We start from the raw sequence: 20,716 nt of genomic DNA on the forward strand, positions 1-20,716 counted from the left end.
GCTTATGGAAACGGGTGCGGATGTGGGTTGAGCTGTTCAAGTTTCAGCGGTTGTTTTGCATATCCGAGTTCCATTGGAACCTTCAATACCCTCTCCAGCCCAGTTGTACGGGTAAGATGATGTCCGAATGTCATCGGCAGCATTCCTGGAATCAGCACCTTTACGCAATGTAATCCGTTTCGTTTGATTTCCGGAGTCGTCTGATCTACCACAATCACCTCAAGTTTCAATCGGCGAAATTCTTGAAGAATATCTTGCAAATCATCAGTCAAATCTGAATGCTTCGCCTTTTGCTTGAATTCCTCATCAAATGTTCTCAATGGACGATTATCATCCAATAAGAACTGCAAGCGTTCTTCAGCTTGTGGCAAGCCATACAGCATGCCATGATCATCCATCTTCTGCACCAGCGAGGAATCATGCAGCATTTTTTCAATCTCCTCTTGGTCCTCCTCCATTTTCTCGTCAAGAGTCAGCATCATGCCAGCCAACTCGAAAACTGCGCTTTTCACCGCCCTTATCGGATCAAGATGAGCTCCGGCCGCACATATGATATTCAAGCCTTTTTGCTTCCTGTTTTTCGCCATCGCCCATACGCTTGGAATGCCGTGTTCCATTGTCGAATTATACAAATAAATATCATATCCCGCCGCAGCCCTTGCCCGGTCAATCATCAACTCCAGTTCTTTGTCATTTGCAGAATAAGGGTCAAGACGCGGGAGAGACAACTGCGCGTACCAAGTCAACAGAAACGAATCACGCTCCACCACTTCCATAATGCCGTAGAAAATGGCCTCCTCCAAACTTCCACCTAAAGCGCAGCCATTGGAGGTTTCATAAACAAATCCTTCCCCGCAGCCTAAGCTGTAATAAGAAAGTAACTCCGGAACAAGGATCGGACGCTCCTGCAGAAATGAATGGCCCCATACCCAATCTATTGAGCGATCAGGATTAAACGGTGGAAACGGAAAATCAGACTTTGCATATTGTTCCTTGGCGTGTACGCCTACCTTGGTAGGATTAAGTGCATGATCTTTCAAATTACGATAGCTGTCATGGATTACTGTCCGTTTGCCACGGGGATCCATCCCACAATACCTTTCCAAGCCCTCCAATATAGCCGTCATCTCACTTACGGCGTATGAGAGAGTCCGACCTGCAGCTCCCTCATCTCCAATGAACAAAGGCAGATTAACACTTACATCAGCAAATGGAGGCACAAGATCATACATTTTATTATTCAAAAATCCCATGCGGTGGTCCAAATAATCTTTGGCTAATACTTTACTCAAATCCTCCATAGAACGACAGCGGTAACTGTCGGGACTGATTTTCAGACTTGATTGTAATGAAATACGGGCCAGTTCTGGCGAGTCTTCAGGCAATTCGCTGCAAACTGCACACAGCGGATCAGGTAAAAAAGAATGCCATGAACTATTCAGTGTTATCAGGTTGATTAATGCAACCCTTCCTTCCGAATGAGGGTGATCACCTTTCATTACCCTCCCTACCTCGGCGCCTATCAGGTGAGCCATCTGCATAAGTCCTGTACGTGATGCCGCCACATCACGCTGTATTCCTCCTTTTTCTTGTAACTGCTTGCGAATTTCCCACATCTCTTTACGATCACGTCCTGCCATGAGATGCCTTAAATCTGCACACTGAGAACACCCCTGAGTGTCCGGGCGTACCAGCGGACCAATTATTCCTTCTCCAAATGAAACGAAGCCCCGCAGCCAAGGAATGCCCGTTGGCCGTAACATCTCTTCTGCCTTTTGATGGGCAATAGGATTCCAAGCATCTAGTAACACCAGAACCATAGCAGTCGTTTGCGGTATTCCTGCCTCGAAATCGGTTTGGTGAGTGACCTGGTATTGGCCGGACAGGTCTCCATAAACATGGTCAGCCAACACTCCTTCTCCGACAACCAATACGTCAGCTTTCACCCTGATTCCTCCTCTCGCAACAACACTCCAAACACCCCTGCCAGTTCTTCTTTCAAAAACGATTCCAACTCTAGTTCGAAAACACAGATTCGCTTTTTATTCCTTTCCAAAACTTGCATGGCAGACTGAAAAACCTCAGAATGCGCTGTCACCTCGTACGCAGGAATCACAAGCTTTAGCGGCGCTTTGCCTTCCTGAAGCAAGCGTGAACCTTCTACCTCTTCCGTTGTGGGGCAAACTGTTTGATTTTGGGCTTTCGTAACGGCCTGCTGTAACGCATTTCGCAATGCCATTGTTATATTCAAACCGACAGAACCAGACCAGTCATCACCCGAAAAGACCCATACCACAGGGAAACCGGATACTTCCTCTCCTAAGCCAATGATTGGTTCACCTTGCAGCGTTGTCAGTGCCTGCAAGAAATACCGGCAGCGTTCATCTTCTACCGCGTCCAACTGCACCTTGGCAACGATATTCTCTTGATTGAATGGCTGCTTGTTTAACTCATCATCTAAACACCTTTGCAATCCTCGGCACATGCATTCCGCGAACGTTTCCCCTGCACCAATACCGACAAACCCCTGCACTTTCTCAACTCCCTGGAACGGCGATAAAGTCGTTACAAGCTGTTTGACTGTTGGGGACACATACGCTTCAATCCCTACAAGGCCCGCTTCCCTCCTTGCTTCTTCATGCGTCAAATCGGAACAGATTATTTCTGGCTGCAGCTCGCATGGTCCCTCTGACAATGGATCAGCCACCTGAACTCGGCATTGAGCCAGCGGCAGCTGCTTAAGATCTCCCTCATCCCAACGATGGAAAATTCCTGACTGTACCGATGTCAATCTGCTGAAACCCAAAAATAATTTCCCCTGCTCATCGCTTCCCAATTTCTGTTCGAGACGCTGACCGAAATCCTGAACCCATTTTGCTGCCATATTTCCAATCACCAGCGGGTGAGGCATGAACGAATGCCAGCTTCCCTCCAATGTTTCCATATTAAGCAGGTAGAATTGATTATTTTGCCTCGATTCGTTCACTTCTGTCGTTTCTTTAAAAAATTCAAATACCATCACATTGGCCAACATCGCTCCTGCTGTGGATGAAAAGGCGGAGACATGCTGATTTTTACTCAGTACAGACTCGTGTATTCGACGCCATGAAGACTCCCAACACGCAATAGAATCCGGATTCACCAGCGGGCCTGCCAATCCTACTTGATTTAGACTTATTGCAGGGAGAAACATTTTTTTCTCTTGCCTACAAACCGAATGAAGTTCTTGTAATTCCTCTACAGCACCTTCTTGTGACACATACAATATCGAATCAAACGGCTGTATAATCTCTTGCCAAGAAGAACCGCCCTCTCTCTCCTGCTGGACCTCATCTACGGCTACATCGGAGTCTGTCTTCCGTGCATGTGCCACGAGCTCCTTCAACCGCTGTCTATCAGTTGGTACCGAGTCTGTAATGAAAACATGGAATGTGGGTAATCCAGATTCCATTAATGCGGAAACCAACGAAATAAAAAAGGGACCAGAACCAATAGCCAATACTTTTTCTTGGCGAAAGCCTTGAAAACGGTATTTGCCCGAACCCCCAAAACTGTCCAAAAACTCTATTTGAGAATCATACTTTTTAAGAACCTGTTCCGACAGTTCATGCGGTCGATCTTGACTTACATCCCGAACAAACCCGTTTTTATATAAAACCTCTGCAATTTCGAACACTCGATTTCGGTACGGACCTGGCAATCCTTCAGTCAATTCACTCAATGTATGGTCCCCATTGAACATCGGTAATAGCTTTTCAATCCACGGAACAATCGTACTGCCCTCCATACGGAACGAACTTATGTTATTCCTGAAATACACACCTCTGTTTGGTTCAGGGAGAAAAAACGTGTCCCTTTTCACTTTCAGACGCATAGAAGGGGTCATATTTTCCATTCCGGTCCTCCTAACCCGAAGCTTTTCTAGTTCTGCTTCAGCACTTCACTTTAATCCTATGTATGACAATTTGTCTCTTATGTCTAATCTTATAAAGAAAAGTCCCTGCAACATTAATGCAGGGACATCTCCTTCTCTTTAGAAAACCTGAACTCTTAACGACCGCAACGACCGCAACCTCCGCAGCGACCACAACCTCCGCAACGACCAAAACCTCCACAACCTCCACAACGACCGAACCCTCCACAGCCCCCAATAAAGCAACCAAGACATCCAAAACAACCAAAACCGAAACCAATGAGTCGAGAATCATCCGTAGAATACGGTTGCTGGAACTGGTTTTGATCCCAAAGAATTGGCTGGCTTACCTGAAAATCGTCAACATTCAACATTTGAAGTTGATTTTGAAACTCATACATTTATATAACCTCCGTTTATTATATTAATAAGTTAGTGCTTAATAACAGGAAAGAATATCGGACCGAGATAGTCTGGGAATCCACGTCGTGTACTCCCTCCAACAAAATATGTAAGGGGAATGGGGATTGTTACTGATTCAAAAGCCTATTTTTATTGAATCTTTATAAAACGGTTCAAGAGGAAACAGGGATAATCACTTTATTAATATGTGGCTTAGTACAAATGAAAACTTAGAGACAAAGCTAAAAAAACTGGGACTAAGTTAGCAAGCCTAGAGTAGGGACTTAGCTTATCAACTCAAAAACCGCTCTGGTGCAAGTTAGAAACATAGAATCTCAATATCCTTTTATCTATGAATAATGATGGTACTCAAAACAATTTATGTATGAAAACAATTTCGCTTCGGACCAAAATAAAGCCCTTGCACTAACTTATGCAAGGACTTTATTTAATCATTTTGAATTTTCTTTTGGTAAATCTAATGTTGGAGTACGATCAAAGAAATTCCACGGTTTTAACATGGCGTGTACCCATTCTGTTGGCATCATTGGCCGTTGGGCTCTCGCCCTTCACACGCTTGAAGAGGGAGTCTTCTGGCGGGAAATGATAAAATTGTTAAACCTTAAACTTAAACACAATCAAAAAAAAACCAGAAGGTTCCCCAACACCCTTCTGGTTTTCATGCATATGTAATTCTTTAATTATTTGTCTTACAAGTATTCCAATTAGTTCTGTAGTTGTTCATAACGCTTCCAGTTTACCGATTTTTCTAACACTATCGATATTAATACTCCCATTATGAGCCCATTTGTTAAAAAGGGCTGTAAAAGCATGGGAACGTTCGCAAATGCGTTGGGCAAGATGTTCATCAAACTCACTCCAATCAATACAGGTACTGCAAGCCTAAATATCGTGTCTGAAGTAAAATGCTGACCCTTGACGCTATTGAAAGCCGTTCCAAACAGTTGAAGGTAAGCAACAAACAATACAGCGTTCCCGACGGTTATTGGCATGGTGGCCAGAAAAGAGATAAAAGGAGGAATGAGTCCAATTATGGTCAACAACATGCCTCCAATTAGAAAAGGCCTCCGTTCATAGATTTGAGTACTTTGCAAAAATCCGATGGATGAGGTAAAAGGCGTATACGGAACAAGGCCCAGTACCGGAGCGAAAATGGTAAAACCGCCAGTCATAAATAAAGAATTTCTATATTGCTTGTGGCTAGCATCATCTCCCATTAGCTCGGATGCGGCTTGAATGGAAGCAAATGTGTTACACAAATTCAGTAATCCTGCAAAAAAAGAAATCGCTATTATACCGAATTCCAGGTTTGGAACACCTAAAGGGAAAAATGAAAAAGAGACACTTGTTGATCCCATTTCAGAACCAGCATTTGGAAATAGTAACGAGTAAAAAATCCAACCCACGATAATTCCGATCAAAATAGAGAAATTGCTAATATTTCTGGATCCTTTTAACTTTAATATACTTACTAAAATGACAATTCCTAATGATAGGAAACTGACCGGGATGTTAATTTCCCCTTCTTCTGTAATTCCCAGCATCCCTTTAAAAAAGACGAAAATGAGCTGAAATGTCAGAAGGAATAAGTAAACGGTCATGACCATGGGGGTGAAAATCTTCTGGACATAAGAAATCAGGTTAAAGGCAGAAATAATTAGGGTCACGACACCAGCTGCAAGTAGTCCTGTAGCTATACCGCCTCCTATTTCGGCATAACCGAGCCCTAGTGATGGTGCAGATAATCCCAAATTCAACATCACTCCCCACAATAGACCAGAGTGCCCTTCCATAATTGGATACTTATGTCCCTTCCAACCCTGTATAACACAAGCAACCCCTGTGAAAATAAGCGAGCTTCTCATGGTCATTTCCGTAACATCAGAGGGAAGATGAAAGGCAGCTCCGATTGAAATGGGCACTACTACGGTATTTGCAAAAATAAAAAACAGCCATTGAAAAGAAGAAAATAGAGTCACAGTTGATCTCAAGCTTTGCATTGTTTCCATCTCCTTTGAACTTTGAACACGATACTTTCTAAGCTTCTTGCGAATATCTGGCTTCCTCCATAACTCTTTTCCCCTTAAAGGCAGTTGAAAGGACAACACCAATGATTATTAATAGCGCACCGAATAGTTGTGATGGTGTGACGCTATTTTTCAGCACAACCAACCCGACCAGCATGGCAACAAAGGGCTCTAAGTTAAGAAACATCGATGCTTTAGATGCTCCTACAATCTGAATTTGATTATTCCAGATTAAAGTGCAAATTCCATGCATAATGATAGCGGTTGCTATTAAAAGGACCCAAGGCCACGGCTCCCTGCTCATTTGTTGGGGCGACTCGGATAATAGAGCAATGGGCAACAGACCGCCAAATCCAATTAAGTTGGAATAAAGAGTTATAGTAATGGAATGGTTTCTCTCAGTAAGCTTCCTAATCATGATAATGGATATGGAAAAAGAAAGCATCGTAAGAAATATCCAAATTAGGCCAATTGAAAGATGGAGCGTTCCACCACTTGCAATAACTAAAAAAACACCTGCCAATGCAACGATTGATCCTAATAAAAATCTCTTTGTTAATCTTTCCCTCAGAAAAACTGCAGCCAAAAGGGCTGTAGTAATAGGGGCGAGGGCAAGTATTAATGCCGAAGTTGTCGGATGAGCTGTTTCTAGAGCTGCATAAAAGGACCATTGATTGATAAACGTTCCAATGAATCCTAGTAGAATCATTGTTAACCAGTCCTTTTTTTGAATCGAATTCCATTTCTTCTTCTTTAGTGCGTATAAGGCAATAAAGATAAGGATAAATAATAACCTTGTTGCTGAAAGCAGCATAGGAGGGAAGTCCTTGACTAGTATAGCCCCAAAAACAAAATTACTTCCCCAGCATATTACACAAATAAGCAATAGTAAATAAGACCGGATCATGTTAAGCAGCCTGCTTTCTTTGTCTTTCATTAACCAAAACGAAAAAGGAAATCCGGACGTGTCCAGAGATCCTTTTTTTGGGTTAGCATTACACGTTAATTGATTGATTTTGTAGATATAGTGAACCGGAAACTATATTTCCCTTGTAAAATACCGCTTTACGCTCAGAGCGCCTTGCAACTGCTTCAGCAGAACAGCTGGCATCAATTAACACCAAGCTAGCAGCATCCCCTACTTTTGGCCATACCTGGTTACCATCTTTATCTAACGGGGTTTTGCCGCCAGTTATATACCTGAGTGTTTGGGATAGCGAGACTTCATCAACCCACTTGAAACGTTCTGCTAGCCGTCCAGCTCTTTCTAGAATATCACCATTTCCTAGAGGTGACCATAAATCAAAGATATTATCGTTCCCTACTGATACCTCAACCCCTCTTTCATGTAACAAATCAACCGGAGGCATTTGTCTGTTAATAGGTACACTTGTAACGATGGAAATCCCTGCATCCCTTAAAATATCAGCAAGCTCATAGGCTTCTTCTTTCGAAACATCTCCTATACCGAATGCATGGCTTACAGCTACTCTGCCTTCCCAGCCCGCTTCCTTAGTAAGAGCCGCTAGCCGTTTCATAGTAAACGTTCCCAGGTGACCAGGGTCATGTAAATGCAGATCAACATCAGCATTTGCTTCCACTGCTAAATCTATTAATTGTACTAATGAGGCTTCAATATTGTTATCGATTGTGGCTGGATCGACTGCCCCTACTATTCCTGCTCCATTTCGCAATGCCTCTCTGACAAGCTTTGTAGAACCTGATCGCAACAATCCGTGCTGCGCAAATGCGACTATTTCTGAACTGAGTCTATTAGAATAGGTTTCTAGTGCCTGTTGCACTTGCTCTAGGTTTTGCAATCTTACTTCTGGGTAAATATCAACATGAGTCCGTACATGAGTAGAGCCAGAAGCTAAAAGTATTTCCAGTAAAGATTCAGCACGATTACGTGTGCTGGTTGCAATAGTAGGAAGCACTTTTTTTTCATTTTCAAAGCGTTCAGTGACACTTGAAGAAGGGGTACATGCTCTCCATACATCTCCCATCAGGGTCTTATCAAGATGTACATGCTTTTCAATAAAGGAAGGAAGCACTAGCAATCCTTTTGCATCTTCCACCGGTACATCATTAGAAATGGGCTCCCCATCTTTGACAATCTTCGTGATCCTTCCATCCTCTATTAACAGATGAAATAGCCCAGTTATTGTGCCTGTAACTCTTTCATTCTCTTTTTGGTAACCACATTCTAAACGTGCATTCTTTAACCAAAAGATTGTATTCATGCCATTCATCCCTTCTTGTAATAGACATTCAATTTGCCTTCAAAGCAGATTCACAGTTGAATCCACCGTAAACCAAATTTCCATTGACGATAACCGCAGCACGCCTTGATCTTCTAGCAACTGCCTCGGCAGAGCATGATGCATCTACTAATACCATACTTGCATCATCTCCAACATTCGGCCATAAACGATTTCCTTCATCGTCTAGTGTCTTAACCCCGCCCGTAATGAATTGGAGGGATTGAGTCAATGCATACTCATCCTTCCAGTTGTACCTCTCAGCTAATCTACCTGCCTTTTCAAGCATATCTCCTGTACCGAATGGAGACCAGGAGTCATAAAAACCATCACATCCAAGAGCTACGTGTACACCCTTTTCATGAAGTAAATCAATGGGGGGAATTACCCGGTTTATCGGAACAGTAGACATGATGGCTATTCCTAAGTTTGATAAAATACTAGCCAGATCATTTGATTCTTCAATAGGAACATCCCCAATTGCAAATGCATGACTAACAGCCACTCTGTTTTTCCACCCTGCTTCTTCGATTAAAGAAGCCAGTTTCTTGATTGTATAAAATCCAAGATGACCTGGATCATGTATATGGATATCAATATCTGCATCAAACTCAACAGCTAAATCCACCATTTCATATAGTGAAGCCTCTATATTATTATCAACTCCACCAGGATCTAAGCCTCCCACTAAGGACGCTCCTTCTTTCATCGCCTCTCTCATTAATGCAGTTGAATTTGTTCTTAGCAGTCCGTGTTGGGGAAAAGCTACTATCTCGTGTGTCATTTTCCCTTTAAAACTCTCTAGTGCTTTCTGAATTTCTTCTAAATTCTTCAAACCAATGTATGGGTCAATATTAACATGAGTTCTGACATGTGTGGCGCCACCTTTTAACAGAAGATGAAGCATCTGCTCAGCTCGGTGTTGTCCTGTTTCGGCGAGTTCAGCGAGCTCCACCGCTTCTAAGTTTAAGCGCTCCATTAAATTCGGAACCGGAATGCATGATTTCCATGGCAGTCCTAAATAGGTCTTGTCAAGATGGTTATGCATTTCTTTAAAAGCAGGAAGTGCAAGTAAATTTCTTGCGTCTTGAACTGGTAAATGAGTTTGCAAAGGAACATTAGCCAATTGAATTTCCTTAATGATCCCGTCATTTATAAAGATATTGTATAGGGCAGTCTTTGTTCCATCAATTCTTTCATTCTCAAATACATATCCGCTATCAAGTGTAACGTTAGTAAGCCAGTACGCTTTATACATTAAATCACTCTCTTTAATAGAAGATTAGACACCTGTCGTCTCAAAAGATGAAATAGATCCACTTACAACATTACCTCTAAAGATGACAGCGGCACGTTTTGACCTTCTAGCCACCGCTTCTGCTGAACAGCTGGCTTCAACCAGAACTATATTCGCTTCATCCCCAATATTAGGCCATGTCTTGACTCCTTCTTGGTTTAATGGAGTCTTTCCTCCTGTAATGAATTGTAGGCTACTAGCTAAAGATCTTTCGTCAATCATGCGAAATCTCTCTGCAAGGCGACCGACCTTTTCAAGATTGTCCCCGATACCAAAAGGTGTCCAATGATCAGTAATGCTATCATTACCCAATTCAACTTTTACGCCTTTTTCATGTAACAGAGGGATTGGGATCGTTCTGAAAATAGGCACTGTGGATGTAATGGATATTCCTAATTCCGAAAACCTTTCGGCTATACTCGTTGCCTCTGAAACTGAAAGATCGGCCAAACCGCTGGCGTGGCTCACAGCTACTCTTCCTTGCCATCCTGCGTCTTCCGTTATGGAAGCAAGGCGTTGCATAGTAAAGAGTCCAAGCTGATCTGGATCATGTAAATGAACATCAATATCGGAATTCGATTCAACGGCAATATCCATGATTGTTTCAAGAGACCGTTCTATATTTTCATCAATGGAGGCAGGGTCCACTCCACCTACAAGATTCGCCCCATTCTTCATGGCCTCCCTAATTAGCCCTACGGAGTTGCTGCGTAATAGTCCATGCTGTGGAAATGCGACTATTTCATGAGTTAATTTATCTTTATATCCTTCTAACGCTTGTAATGTAGCCTCTAAATTTTTCAAGCCTATAACGGGGTCTACATTACAATGGGTGCGTATATGAGTAGATCCGAAGTCCAATAATAAATCCAACATTTTTTCTGCTCTTTCTTTGACAGTAGGTAATAATTTAGGAAGTAATACCTGTTCTTCTTCTATCCGGGTTTTCACACCATTAATTGCTGGCATACAAGCCTTCCAAGGACCACCATAGTAAGTTTTATCAATATGAATATGCATTTCTTTAAACGAAGGGACCATCAGAAGGCCACGAACATCATATTGTGGGTTTTGATCTGTTATAGATTCCTTTGCTAAAATAATAGAAGAAATTTTTCCGCTTTCAATCCTAACGTGGTAATTTCCGGTTGCGGTACCAGTAATCGTTTCATTTTCATTATAAGTAAATCCATTTTCCAAACGTACATTCGTTAACCAATACGATTGTGACATTAAACTCACCCTTCCACTCCAGATTGAACATGCATCTATTTCATTATAATTCTAAAGGACATTTTATAAATTCAGGATTTTTACTCATTTTTATGTTATTTTTACTTTTTCATCTCCAACGAAAAAGCTCATCCTGGACTGGATGAACTTTTTCTTCATATATTATTATCACTTTAATGTTATGTCATTAATCTCTAGATAGCCTGAAGGACTGATTGAAAACCCTTTTACTTCTTTCGAGACTGCGGCAACATTTTCAATGACCCTTACAGGAATATATGGGGTATCACTCAGCTCAATCTCTTGTGCCTCTGCGTATAGATCTTTGCGTTTTTCCTCCTCTTTTTCTTTACGGGCAGCATCTATTAAATTATCAACCTTTGGATTGCTGTAAAAGAAGGTATTTCCAGCCGCGCCCTGTGAATCCGTATGAAAAAGATTATATTGATTATAATCAGCATCTCCCGTTGCATTTCTCCAACTGATTATAAACATTTCCGATTGCCCTTTATTTACTTGTTCAACGAACGAACCGTACTCCATGACCTGAACCTTCAAATGAATCCCGATACCTTTTAACTGAGATTGAAGTACTTCTGCCAAATTAACTCTTTCTTTACTATCCATTGTTAGAATAGTTGCATCAAGACCTTTAGAATAACCAGCATCAGCCATCAATTTCTTGGCTTCTTTAAGATTGTAATCATAGGTTTTTAGATCAGCGTCGTACCCGAATACCTTAGATCCCATTAAGGAATTTGCCTTTACACCAACATTATTAAAGACACCCTTAATAATGGAATCCATTTCAATGGCATGGGCTATAGCTTTACGGACACGGACATCATTAAACGGTTCTTTATTGACATTAAATCCTATATATTCGGTACCATACCCTTCATTGCGGTAAACATCCATAGCCGCTGAGGATTCTACCTGGTCCATGACAGCTACAGGAAGAGGTTCTGCAATATGCGCTTCTCCCGTTTCTATCATGGATATTCTTGTAGAGTCTTCTGGGACAACCTTGAAGATAACTTTGTCCACCTTTGGCTTGTCTCCCCAATAATTTTTGTTTTTCGTCAATGTAATTTCTTGGCCTGGTGACCATGAATCAAAAACAAAAGGACCGGTCCCATTCGGTTCTTGGATAATTTTCTTTCCATACTTTTCAATAGTTTTTGGACTTATAATCCCTCCTTCATGATTCGCTAAGATAGAAAGCAGTGGGGAAAAAGGTTCCTTTAGAATGAATTGCACGGTATATTCATCAACTGGTTTCACTTCTTTTACCATATCGAATACTACGGCTCTAGGAGAAGCAACATTCGGATCTAATAGTCTGTCAAACGTCTTTTTTACTGCATCCGCATTAAATGGTGTGCCATCATGAAACTTCACATCATGTCTAAGCTTAAATTCCCAGGTTGTGTCATTTATCTGGTTCCATTTTTCTGCTAGCATAGGCTGTATCTCACTATTTTTATCTCGTTGCACAAGCCCTTCATAGATTTTATGGTGAGTAACACTAGCGGCATTAATCGTGGACATAAATTGCTGATCCAAATTCTCAGCATCTGATAAACGAGCAATAACTAAGGTTCCCCCATCCTTTGATGCTTTGTTCGGATCACTTGCTTTTGTGCTTACGTCATGATTAGAAGAACAGCCAGTAATTACGATAGCCACAATTATGACTAGAAAAAAATTCCTTATACCTCGTTTTAACCCCATGGACTTCGACCTCCTGCTTTTATTTTGTTTCCGTGACCATTTATCTAATTATAGGAAATATTCAGAAAATTTATTTTGAAAATCTTTACTATATTTTTCATTTTCTTTACTTGTTTTTAATAAAATAATGTTCGTGCTTCTGTATGATCTATCGATTCTACAACCTTAAACGACGGCTGAAACAATTCCTTCTCTGAAAGCTGCTGATAATCTCTTTCCATATATCCTCTTCTCATCTTGTTAAAATATTTTTGTCCCTTGTCTTTGATTACTTCCATATCAAGATTAGGTATATTTTGATTTTCCATGACTATCCTGCCATTAATGATAGATAATTTAACGTCTCTTCCAGATCCACTAACGAACATGGTTCGAATGGGATCATCTATTACACCCATATGAAAACTGTCTAAGTCAATCGCAATAATATCTGCTTTTGCACCTACAGCAATACGGCCGAGATCGTTCCTCCCAAGGAAAGCAGCCGCACCAAGAGTGGCTGACCGAAAGAGATCGGCATACGTAGAGCCTTCAACCTCTTTTTCCACCAGCCGTGAGAGCATACTCCCTGTCCTAACATTCTGAAACATATCTGGAGGGAAGGTATCCGTTCCAAGCGCTATATTTATTCCTGACCTTTTATATTTTGCAAAGGATTCTAAAGCTGAACCATGCCTCCCGATAATTAGAGGGCAATGAATCACTGTTGTATTTGTTTCTTTTAGAAGCGCTAAGTCATCACCCTTGCCGTATCTCGCTTCACTATATCCTGACACAAAATGGGCATGCGGTATCCCTGTTCTTGGACCCAGAAAACCAAGATCGTACAAATACCTAATAGGTGTTACACCATGTTCTTCCAATATGGTGTTGAACTCAAAACTTCCTTGTGCAGCATGAAGCTTTATGGGAACCCCTAATTTTTCACTGTAATACTTTGTCTGAAGCAAATTATCTTCAGTTTGAGACTCGATACGTTCTGGGGCAAGCATCCCTCTAACCAATCCTTCAAAGGCTCCATCAAGTTTTTCTACAAACTCTACAGCTCTCTGTAATCCAGCTTCCCCCGCTTTTTCATCCCAGTGTAGTTTTATATTTCCATCAGGCTGGACGACTCTAATCCCAGATTGATAACTGGGTCCTAGGTAAATTCTTAACCCTAAGCTAGCCGCATGTTTCGCTGCAGATGCTAATTCTTCATAGGTTTCAGCCCAGCCTTTATAAAAAACAGAAGTTATAGGCATGACTGTTGTTACCCCATGAAGAATGAGCTGTGAATAAGCATATAAAGATTTAAAGGACTCTTCTTCCTCGGTCATTAATTCATGATGTCCCCTTTCTATATATTGCTCTGACCAGAGAAGGTTTTTCTGTCTATTAGAACCAGCTTCTAAATGTAAAATATCATGGTCAATGTCCCCTAATGCATTTAAATCTATAAACCCAGGACTAATGATAGCATTACCAGCGTCTATCACCTCATCTACTTCTTCAGTATAATTTTTTCCAACATACACAATCGTGTCTTTTTCATAAACAATCTCCGCATTTTCCAAAATGACATGGTCGCACCCATCATAACCAATTACGTATCTTCCTTTAAGTTTGATTTTCATCTTATTCTCCTTTCCACATAGCAGCAGTGTTTTCTCATTCGTCATATCTCTTTTCATCTACATATGCACGGGCATTTCCCCAGAAATATTTCGTCGGCTGCATATATTTTTCGAGTCCAGCACGCTTTATCGTTGAAAACGCCTCTTCATTTGCCTCATTTAGTACTGTACTTTCATGAACTGTTCGTACATTTCGCCCTTCCATAATTAATTTGCCGTCGACAATGACATGCTCCACATCATTCGCCACTGCTTGAAATACAAGTCTATGAACATGCATGAATTCTGGAGTCAGATGCGGCTGATGCAGATTGACTGTGATGACATCCGCTTTTTTCCCAATCTCGAGGGAGCCTATTTCATCATCCCAGCCAATGCATTTCGCTGCATCTATCGTAATCATTTCTAATAGCTTGCCAGGGGGTAAATAATAATAGTCTCTAAGTGCTGCTTGGTGAACAAACTGTGTTTTCCTCATTGCCTGAAACATATCAAAACTTGTAGAAGGGGAAGTCCCATCTGTAGAGATTGCTACAGTTGCACCCATTTCTAATAATTCAGTTATAGGGGTACGTGCATGAACCTGCCCAAATCCAGGAGATGCACTAACATTAGTACCTGTTTCTGCAAGTATCCTTGCCTCATCAAAGGAAATACCGCGACAATGCTGTAAATGGACATCGGGACCCAACAAGGCATTTTCCTTATCCTGTATCGCTAAATGAATCATCCCACCAAAGGCATCAGAGTGTATCCTTGTGTCATATTTCCTGGCAATTTCTCTAATTTTTTTCGCTTGATAAAGATCATGATTATTTAACCCATAAAGCCTGTCAGGAGATGTGGGATTGGAGGGATCAACGGACGTAACAATGACAAATGGTGTAATAAACGCTCTCGTGCGGTCTTCATTTGCATGATTCAGCGCTTCAATTACAGCTTCTGCCCCCATTAATACTTCTTCATAGGAAACTTCCTTTACAATTCTTTTTCCGTCAATCCATCGGCTGAATGAATGAGGCCATGGAGGGTTGCAAGGACCCGTGCAGACAACCTCTCTAACACCTACTTCAGCGTACGCTTTCGCATGATTTATTGCGAAAATTGGATCATCGGATCGTGGCATGGAGCCTAAAACACTTACACCTGTTGTCACGCCAGCCTTTAATCTCTCTAGAGAGGAGAGTTTTCCTTCGTAGTACCAAAAGTCATCTGTTACAAAATGTTTATACGTGTTTGTCATAATAGGCATCCAAAAATCAATATTCTCCATAGCAATTGTTTTAAACATAGAATGTCCTCCATGACCATGAACATCTATTAATCCAGGCAATATACATTGATGGCTACAATCAATAACTTTTTTTGCCTCATACTTCGATTTCAGTTTTTCTGTTAAATCAACGTCTAAAATTCTTCCTTGGTTTATGGCGATGGCGCCATCTTGAAGAATTCGTCTATTTTGATCCATGGTTATCACAGTCCCATGAATGAGAAGCAAATCAATCATATTTTCCCTCCTAATTGAGAAGACAGCATAACGGCCGTATGCTGTCTGCCCTTTTTGATAAATTCTCTACTGCACAGTTATGTCATCAAGCATTAAATAATTTGCTGGATTCAGCCAAAGTCCTTTAACAGTTTCTCCATAAACGGCTAGATGTTCATAGTTACGGATTGGAACATATGGTACTTCTTCTCTTTCAATTTCTTGTGCTTTCGAATATAGTTCCTTACGTTTATCTCCATCTGATTCTTTACGTGCTGTTTCAATCAATTTATCCACTTCAGGATTACTGTAGAATGAACTATTTCCAGCAGCACCTTGGGATTTGCTATCAAAAAGATTGAATTGATTATAATCTCCATCTCCCGTAGCATTGCCCCAACCACCTATTGAAACCTGATGTTCACCTTTAGCAGTCGCGTCAATATAAGCCCCATATTCAAGAACTTGAATTTTGACCTTAATTCCAATTCCTTTTAACTGGGATTGAATTACCTCTGCCATATTTATTCTTTCCTTACGATCACTCGTTGTTAATGTAATCTCCAAGCCATCCTTAATTCCGGCTTCCTTCAACAGCTTTTTCGATTCATTTATATCATAGTCGTATCCTTTTATATCTGGATCATAGCCAAAAACCTTCGGGCTCATTGTGGAATTTGCCTTCGTACCAACATCGTTATAAACGCCTTTAATAATAGAGTCAACCTCAATCGCATGCGCGACCGCTTTACGAACACGTACATCATCGAATGGCTTATTCTTAACATTAAAGCTTAGGTATTCAACAGCAAGTCCATCTGTGCGATATAAATCCATTGTGTCTGATGCTTCAATCCTATCAATCTCAGTCACGGGTACTTGATCAGTCACATGTGCTTCACCTGTTTCAACCATCGCAATTCTCGTAGCATCTTCAGGAACAACCTTGAATACTACCCCATCAATCTTAGGTTTATCTCCCCAATAGTCCTTATTTTTTGATAGTGCAATCTCTTCTCCTGACTTCCAAGATTTAAAAACAAATGGTCCTGTTCCAACAGGATTTTGGCCTAGCTTGTCACTATTTTCTGTAATGGCTTTGGGACTTAAAATGCTCCCTTCATTACTTACTAATATGGATAATAGTGGAGCATAAGGGTATTTCAGTTTAAATTGTACAGTCGTTTCATCAACTACTTTGATTTCTTTGATCATTTCCAATTTACCCGCCTGAGGAGAAGATGTTTTTGGATCTAGTAATCTGTCAAAGTTAGTTTTTACCGCTTCAGCATTGAATGGTGCTCCATCATGGAATTTCACTCCTTCACGCAGTTTAAACTCCCACGTTACATCATCGAGCTGTTTCCATTCTTTTGCGAGCAGAGGTTGTGGTTCCATGTTTTTGTCGGGAACAACCAATGTTTCATAAACCTTTTCATATACAACATTTGCTGAAGGAATGTCTGTAATGAAATGAGGGTCTAATGTAGTCGCGTCAGATAGTCGTGCGACGACTAGTGTTCCCCCTTCTTTCGCTTCTCTTTCTGGTTCCTTGCTGCTGGTTTGATCTGATGTACATCCAGATAAAACCGATGAAATACCTAATAACGATGCAAATAGTAATCCAACCATACCTTTTCTCATTATTTTTCCTCCCTTTCATACTTGCTTTTGTTTTCCAAGCAACTTTTTTCTATTAGTACATTGGGCATAATCAAATTATAAAAAAAAACAAAATTTTATATTTTCAGAATCTTTACTCATTTTTTTATTATCTTTACTGCTTTTCCGCATCATATTTACTTCAATACCTATTTTGAATAAATTTAATGAAAGAAAAGGAGGAGTTGCCATGAAGCCAGAGGTCGTTATAAATAATACCGAATTAAATCTAAACAACAAAAAATCTTCAAAACTAAAACACTGGAAAGCCTTTTATAAAAAGTTTAAGAGAAATAAATTGGCATTGATAGGCGGGTACATCGTACTTTTTTATATTTTATTAGCCATTTTTGCACCTTTAATTTCACCACAGGATCCCTATGAAATTGATTTAGTCAACAAACTCCAGACACCCTCAGCAGATCATTGGATGGGAACAGATGATAAGGGAAGAGATATTTTAAGCAGATTATTATATGGAACCCGTCTTTCATTATCTGTTGGATTTGTCTCTGTGTTCTTCGGGGCGTTTATTGGCATACTCTTAGGATTAACAGCAGGCTATTATGGAAAATGGATTGATACCGTCATTATGAGGATTGTTGATGTTCTACTTGCTTTCCCAGGAATATTGCTTGCCCTTGCAATTATAAGTGCTCTAGGGCCAAGTTTAATTAACGTAATGGTAGCAGTTGGTGTATTTTCAATTCCTATGTTTGCACGTATTGTACGGGGTTCCACACTTTCAGTCAGGAAGCTTGAATATATTGATGCCATTCGTGCATTAGGTGCCACTGACTTCACGATTATTTTCAAACACATTTTCCCTAATATTCTTTCACCTGTCATCGTTCAAGCTACATTACGTCTAGCTACAGCCATTCTATCGGCAGCCGGCTTGTCATTCCTAGGACTAGGAGCTCAGCCTCCTTCACCAGAATGGGGAGCCATGTTAAGCAGCGGACGAGATTATTTGTTCAGTGCCCCTCACATCGCTTTGTTTCCAGGAATCGCCATATCAACACTTGTACTCGGATTCAACGTCTTCGGTGATGGACTAAGAGATGCCCTAGACCCAAGAATGAAAAAATAAGGAGGAGAGAAAATGTTTGTATTCATTGTCCGGCGAATTTTGCAAACCATACCGGTATTACTAGGAGTAAGTCTTGTGGTTTTTCTCATCATGCAGATGGTTCCCGGAGACCCGGCAACCCTGCTTGCAGGTGAAGGAGCAACTAAAGAAACGATAGAAATGATTCGACATCAGCTTGGCTTGGATCGTCCAATCCTCTATCAGTACTTTGACTATGTAATTCATGCTGTACAAGGTGATTTTGGAGAATCACTTCGTAGTAGCCGCCCTGTTTTGGACGAGATTTTGGTCCGCTTGCCAATCACCCTAGAACTTGCCCTTGCAAGTATTTTTATAACCGTTGTCCTTGGAATGGTGGCGGGAATTATCTCAGCCACTAAGCAATACTCAGCAGCTGACATTTCTATCATGATCGTTGCTTTATTAGGAATCTCTTTACCTAGTTTTTGGTTAGGTCTGATGCTTATCTACTTTTTTTCCGTTAATCTTCAGTGGTTTCCTGTTTCAGGTTGGGGAACTATTAATCACATGATTCTCCCAGCTATTACCCTTGGGGCGGGAGGAGCTGCAATTGTAGCTAGAATGACAAGGTCAAGTATGCTCGAAGTTGTTCGTCAAGACTATATTCGTACAGCAAAAGCCAAGGGATTAAAAGAGCATGTCATTATATATAAGCACGGTCTAAAAAATGCGCTTATCCCTGTTATTACAGTCGTTGGTCTTCAGTTCGGTGCGCTCCTTGGCGGTACCGTATTAACAGAGTCCGTATTTGCCATCAATGGACTTGGTAGGTTAATAGTTGATGCCATTAGAACGAGAGATTTACCAATGGTACAAGGCGGGGTCCTTATTGCATCTGTTATCTTTGTATTTATGAATCTAGCTGTAGATGTCCTCTATCGATACTTTAACAAGCGAATAGACTTAAATTAGGGAGGTACTAAGATGAAACAGTTTGAAGAAAAAATACTGGAAGTTAAAAATCTGCAGACCTACTTTTTTACTGATGAAGGAACGAGTAAAGCAGTTAATGGAATTAGTTTCACCCTAAACAAAGGGGAAACTCTTGGAATTGTAGGGGAATCTGGGAGTGGTAAAAGTATTACTTCCTTATCACTATTAAGGTTAATCCAATCCCCTCCCGGAAAAATTACCGGGGGCAGCATCCTTTTTAAAGGTGAGGATCTACTTACAAAGACTGAAAAACAGATGCGATCCATACGTGGTAATGAGATTTCTATGATTTTTCAGGAACCAATGACATCATTAAATCCCGTTTATTCAGCGGGTGAACAAATTGCAGAAGCTATAAGACTTCATCAAAAGCTAGGAAAAAAAGAAGCTTGGAACAAAGCAGTTGACATGCTTCGGCTTGTCGGAATCCCCTCTCCTGAAAAAAGGGCAAAACAGGAGCCGCATGAACTAAGCGGCGGAATGAGACAAAGGGTCATGATTGCAATGGCACTTGCATGCCACCCTGAGGTATTAATAGCGGATGAACCTACAACAGCCCTTGATGTGACGATTCAAGCCCAAATTTTAGAGCTAATAAAAACCCTGCAAAAGGATTTCGGTACGGCTGTCATTTTGATTACTCATGATTTAGGGGTCGTATATGAAACATGCGACCGAGTAGCTGTCATGTACGCAGGAAAAATTGTTGAATACACACTGGCAAAAGAGATATTCACAAATCCTAAACATCCATACACGATTGGTTTATTGAACTCCCTACCACGTCTCGACATGGACCAGGAAGAATTGACTACCATACCTGGGACTGTTCCAAGTCCATACAATATGCCCAAAGGCTGCAGCTTTGCACCCCGTTGTACACATGCAAAGAAAATTTGTGAACAGGCCGTACCAGATCTTCAAACAACCGGCCCAAGTACCCAGGTCAGCTGTTGGATGTTTACCCCCCAATGGGAGAAAGAATATGACGCTCAAGAGAAAGTAGGGGTTTAA

General features: G+C 41.0%; 16 protein-coding genes. 4 read left to right on the forward strand and 12 right to left on the reverse strand.

Annotated elements, in window-relative coordinates:
• Window positions 1–2 precede the first annotated feature (2 nt).
• From RE409_RS23345 to RE409_RS23355, 3 genes are all read right to left on the reverse strand, one after another.
• Window positions 3–1,946: a TOMM precursor leader peptide-binding protein gene (locus RE409_RS23345; RefSeq protein ID WP_201223019.1), complete on the reverse strand. Its 1,944-nt coding sequence runs from the start codon at window positions 1,944–1,946 to the stop codon at window positions 3–5.
• Entirely contained in the window at window positions 1,943–3,895 is a 1,953-nt protein-coding gene (locus RE409_RS23350; RefSeq protein ID WP_309558152.1) for a putative thiazole-containing bacteriocin maturation protein, read from the reverse strand. Before RE409_RS23350 ends, RE409_RS23345 begins: the two co-directional genes overlap by 4 nt.
• A gap of 155 nt (window positions 3,896–4,050) precedes the next feature.
• The gene (locus tag RE409_RS23355) at window positions 4,051–4,314 is read right to left on the reverse strand and encodes a heterocycloanthracin/sonorensin family bacteriocin (RefSeq protein WP_201186717.1); all 264 of its coding nucleotides are present in this window, start codon (window positions 4,312–4,314) and stop codon (window positions 4,051–4,053) included.
• A gap of 382 nt (window positions 4,315–4,696) precedes the next feature.
• Between RE409_RS23355 and RE409_RS23360 the strand changes: the two genes are divergently transcribed.
• A complete protein-coding gene (locus RE409_RS23360) occupies window positions 4,697–5,008 on the forward strand; it encodes a hypothetical protein (protein ID WP_309558153.1) in 312 nt (103 codons plus the stop codon).
• A 32-nt stretch (window positions 5,009–5,040) separates the two neighbouring features.
• On the opposite strand, the gene RE409_RS23365 is transcribed toward RE409_RS23360, so the two are convergent.
• The 9 genes from RE409_RS23365 to RE409_RS23405 form a co-directional block, all read right to left on the reverse strand.
• Complete coding sequence (locus RE409_RS23365) at window positions 5,041–6,336, reverse strand: uracil/xanthine transporter (protein ID WP_309558154.1); 1,296 nt, start codon at window positions 6,334–6,336, stop codon at window positions 5,041–5,043.
• 37 nt (window positions 6,337–6,373) lie between these two features.
• Window positions 6,374–7,270 carry a DMT family transporter gene (locus RE409_RS23370; protein WP_201250386.1) on the reverse strand — a complete coding sequence of 299 codons (897 nt, stop codon included), beginning with the start codon at window positions 7,268–7,270 and terminating at the stop codon, window positions 6,374–6,376.
• An 88-nt stretch (window positions 7,271–7,358) separates the two neighbouring features.
• Window positions 7,359–8,606 (reverse strand): amidohydrolase, encoded by a 1,248-nt coding sequence (locus RE409_RS23375; RefSeq protein ID WP_201186723.1) that lies wholly within the window; start codon window positions 8,604–8,606, stop codon window positions 7,359–7,361.
• Between the two features lie 28 nt (window positions 8,607–8,634).
• A complete protein-coding gene (locus RE409_RS23380) occupies window positions 8,635–9,882 on the reverse strand; it encodes an amidohydrolase (protein WP_309558155.1) in 1,248 nt (415 codons plus the stop codon).
• Window positions 9,883–9,906: 24 nt separating this feature from the next.
• A complete protein-coding gene (locus RE409_RS23385; RefSeq protein WP_309559308.1) occupies window positions 9,907–11,154 on the reverse strand; it encodes an amidohydrolase family protein in 1,248 nt (415 codons plus the stop codon).
• Window positions 11,155–11,322: 168 nt separating this feature from the next.
• Window positions 11,323–12,888 carry a glutathione ABC transporter substrate-binding protein gene (locus RE409_RS23390; RefSeq protein WP_309558156.1) on the reverse strand — a complete coding sequence of 522 codons (1,566 nt, stop codon included), beginning with the start codon at window positions 12,886–12,888 and terminating at the stop codon, window positions 11,323–11,325.
• A gap of 116 nt (window positions 12,889–13,004) precedes the next feature.
• The gene (locus tag RE409_RS23395) at window positions 13,005–14,504 is read right to left on the reverse strand and encodes an amidohydrolase family protein (protein ID WP_309558157.1); all 1,500 of its coding nucleotides are present in this window, start codon (window positions 14,502–14,504) and stop codon (window positions 13,005–13,007) included.
• 34 nt (window positions 14,505–14,538) lie between these two features.
• On the reverse strand, window positions 14,539–16,014 hold the full coding sequence (locus RE409_RS23400) for an amidohydrolase family protein (protein ID WP_201223004.1): 1,476 nt from the start codon (window positions 16,012–16,014) through the stop codon (window positions 14,539–14,541).
• A gap of 66 nt (window positions 16,015–16,080) precedes the next feature.
• Entirely contained in the window at window positions 16,081–17,637 is a 1,557-nt protein-coding gene (locus RE409_RS23405; RefSeq protein ID WP_201223002.1) for a glutathione ABC transporter substrate-binding protein, read from the reverse strand.
• Window positions 17,638–17,845: 208 nt separating this feature from the next.
• Between RE409_RS23405 and nikC the strand changes: the two genes are divergently transcribed.
• From nikC to RE409_RS23420, 3 genes are read left to right on the forward strand one after another with little or no spacing between them, the layout of a single operon-like run.
• Window positions 17,846–18,748, forward strand: coding sequence for a nickel transporter permease (nikC, locus tag RE409_RS23410; protein ID WP_201186728.1), 903 nt, complete (start codon window positions 17,846–17,848; stop codon window positions 18,746–18,748).
• A 12-nt stretch (window positions 18,749–18,760) separates the two neighbouring features.
• Window positions 18,761–19,681 (forward strand): nickel ABC transporter permease, encoded by a 921-nt coding sequence (gene nikB, locus RE409_RS23415; protein ID WP_053347726.1) that lies wholly within the window; start codon window positions 18,761–18,763, stop codon window positions 19,679–19,681.
• A 12-nt stretch (window positions 19,682–19,693) separates the two neighbouring features.
• Complete coding sequence (locus RE409_RS23420) at window positions 19,694–20,716, forward strand: ABC transporter ATP-binding protein (protein ID WP_201250382.1); 1,023 nt, start codon at window positions 19,694–19,696, stop codon at window positions 20,714–20,716.

The sequence above is a fragment of the Peribacillus sp. R9-11 genome (genome assembly GCF_031345095.1).
GTDB classification, from domain to species: Bacteria; Bacillota; Bacilli; order Bacillales; family DSM-1321; genus Peribacillus; species Peribacillus butanolivorans.